The organism is Pseudomonas sp. R62 (assembly GCF_000257605.1).
Lineage (GTDB): Bacteria > Pseudomonadota > Gammaproteobacteria > Pseudomonadales > Pseudomonadaceae > Aquipseudomonas > Aquipseudomonas atacamensis.
On the sequence record NZ_JH635998.1, the window covers coordinates 447,214 to 450,605 of the forward strand.

A 3,392-nucleotide genomic window follows, 5' to 3' on the forward strand; every position below is an offset into this window, starting at 1 on the left:
AGGGCTTTCGGATCGTAGGTGTAGGTGGTGCCGTCGACCACGATCGATTTGATGAAACCGCCATCGGCGCCGAACGAACCACCGTCGCCCAGCAGCGAACCGGTAACCGGCGCGCCCTGCACGGTGCCGGAGAGCACCGAGTTGAGCTGGTTGAGATCGGTGACCACCACCGCATTGGTATTGGTGTGGTTGATGCCGTCGTAGGCCAGCGGATCGAGGTTGGCGTTGCTCACGCCACTGCCCAGACCAATGGCGTAGTTCTTGATGTTGTTGGCGTCGAGGAAGTTTTTCAGCGCGGCTTCGTCAGCCGTGCCGATGTCGCCCTCGTTGGGCTTGCCGTCGGAGAAGAAGTAGCCGATGTTCTGCGCCCCGGTGAGTTTGCCGGAGGTGTTGAACGCGGTCTGCATCACCGCCACGGCGGCGTCGTAGTTGGTGCCGCCGCCGGCGTTGAGGCCGGCGAGGAGTGTCTTGGCGGTGGCGACATCCACCCACACGGTGGTGCGGTCGGCGGCATTGCTGCTGAACGTCACCAACTGCACTTTCACATCGCCCAGATCATCGTACTTGTCGAGCAAGGCACCAATGGCCTGCTTGGCCAGTGCCAGCCGCGACAGGCCCGGCACGCCAGAGGCATCAGCCATACTGCCGGAGATGTCGAGGACGATGAGGATGTTGGAATCGATCTCCACTGCGGTAACCGAGCGATCCGAGGCAACGGCTTTCGGCACATCGTCGACGATGTTCACCACAAGCGTGCTGGTGGTGCTGTTGCCCAGCGCATCGGTGGCTTTGTAGGTGAACGTTTCGCTGAGGGTGTTCGGCCCGTCGTTGGCGTTCGGCGCGGTTTTTGGTGCCGAGGTCAGCGTGTAGGTGTAGGTGCCGTCAGCGTTCAGCTGCAGTTGCCCGTAGCTGCCAGTGGCGTTGCCGACCAGGGTGTACGTGATCGCGCCGCTGCCGCCACTGACCGAACCGACCAGCGTGCCGCTGGCGGTTTCACCGGTATTGCCCGGTTCGCTGCCGGTGACTGTGCCGGGGGCGAGATCCTGGCCATCCTTGCTCAGGTCGAGGGCTTTTTCGTAGACCGTCACATCCTGATCGACCGAGGCGACCAGTTTGCTGTCGGCCACGTTGATGGTCAGCGTTGTGGTGCTTTCATCGCCATCGCTGTCACGGATGGTGTAGGTGAACGTGTCGGTCGCGCCCGGCGGGCTCACCGAGTTCGGGTTGCTGTGGTAAACCGCGTTGCCCGCCGCGTCGAGGGTCAGGTAGCCGTAGTTGCCGTTGATGTTGCTGTTGAGCCCGCCGCTGGCTGACATCGCGGTGTTGCTGCCGGCGCGCACGCCGACCACCGTGGCGGCGCCGTCGGCACCGCTGAGGTCATTGCCGAGCACACTGACATTGACCGTGCCGCCCTCCGCTACCGAGCCGGTATCGGCGTTGGCAGTCGGCAGATCGTCGACGATGTTGACGTTGATCTGACCGCTGGCGGTACTGCCATCGGTATCAGTGGCGACCACCTCGAAGCTCTCACTGAGGCTGTTGGCGCCGTTGGCGTTCGGATGGGCTTCGTTGTCGACCAGGGTGTAGCTGTAGCTGACCAGTCCGGTGGCCGGGTCGTAACCGGTGATGGTGAACGTACTGCCCAATGGCGAGACCACCGATTGCGGCAAACCGGCGGCGACGCCATTGCTGATCACCGCAATGCCGCCGACCGTGAGGGTTTGCAGGCCATCAAGCGCAGTGACGGTGAAGCTGCCGCTCTGGGTCAGCGCCGAGGTGTTGGGGCTGCTGCCGTCGCTGAGGTTTTTCTCGTAGACGGTGATTTCGCCGCCCTTCACGTTGAGGCCGTCGAGGCACACCGGATCGTCGTTGTTATGGATGTTCAGCACCAGGTTGGCGGTGCTGGTGTCGCCGTCCGCGTCGGTGATGGTGTAGGCGAAGGTTTCCGTGCCGTTGCCGCCGCCCTGGAGGTTTTTGAAGTCGGCGTCATTGGCCTCCAGCGTGTAGGTGTAAGTGCCGTTGGCGTTGAGCACCAGCGTGCCGTAAGTGCCAGTGAAAGTACCGGCGGTTACCGGGCCGCTGGCGACGCGGTCGGCGCCCTGCACGTCGTTGTCGAGGACGTTGCCGGTCAGGGTCAACTGGTCTTCGGTCGCGTTGGTCGCGTTGCTGTCATTCAGCGCTTTCGGCACGTCATCGACGATGCTCACGACGATTGTGCTGGTGACGACGTTGCCGAGAGAATCGGTGGCCTGATAGGTGAAGGTTTCGCTCAGGCTGTTGGCGCCGTCGTCAGCGTGCGGCGTAGTGGTCGCTGGCGAAGTCAGGGTGTAGGTGTAAGTGCCATTGGCATTGAGAACGATCTGCCCGTAGTTGCCGGTAGCACTGCCAACCAGCGCATAACTGATCGCGCCGACCGCACCGGTGACCGAGCCGACCAGGGTGCCGGAGGCGGTTTCGCCGGTGCTGTTCGGATCGCTGCCGACCACGCTGCCCGCTGCCAGATCCTGGCCATCCTGGTTCAGGTCGAGGGCTTTTTCGTAGACGGTGACGTCAGTGTCGCTGACCGCTTTCAGGCAGCTGTTGTAGACATCGATGGTGATCGTCGTGGTGCTTTCGTCACCGTCGGCATCGCGCACGGTGTAGGTGAACACATCCACCGCGCCCGGGCCGTTCACCGTGTTCGGATTGCTGTGATAAACGGCGTTGCCGTTGGCATCAAGCGTGAGGTAGCCGTAGGTGCCGTTGATCTGCGAATTGAGTCCGCCGATGGCCGAAGTCGAGGTGTCGGCACCGGCGCGCACGCCAACCACTGCACCCGTGACCGCCGGGCCGTCAGCGCCGCCGATATCGTTGTTGAGTACGTTGCCGCTGACGGTACGGCCCTCCGCCACCGAAGCCGCGTCCGCATGCGCGGTCGGCAAATCATCAACGATGTTGACGTTGATCTGGCCGCTGGCGGTGCTGCCATCGGTGTCAGTCGCCACCACGTCGAAGTTCTCGGTGAGGCTGTTGGCGCCGTTGGCGGTTGGATGGGCTTCGTTGTCGGCCAGGGTGTAGCTGTAGCTGACCACGCCGGTTGCAGCGTCGAAACCAGTAATCGTCAGCGTGCTGCCCAGTGGCGTGGTGATCGATTGCGGGAAGCCTGCGGCCACGCCATTGGTGATCACCGCGATGCCGCCGACTGTGAGGGTCTGCAGACCATCGAGAGCGCTGACGGTGAAAGTGCCGTTCTGGGTCAGCGCGGGCGTGTTGGGGCTGGTGCCGTCGCTGAGGTTTTTTTCGTAGACGGTAAGTTCGCCACCGTTGACGTCGAGGCCATTGAGCAGCACCGGATCGTCGTTGTTGTGGATGTTCAATACGAGATTGGCAGTGCTGGTATCGCCGTCGGCATC

Annotated in this window: 1 protein-coding gene; it reads right to left on the reverse strand. The window is 62.9% G+C overall.

The features are described from left to right. The coding region (locus OQK_RS03525) for a beta strand repeat-containing protein (RefSeq protein ID WP_157221893.1) at positions 1 to 3,392 on the reverse strand (3,392 nt) is incomplete at both ends.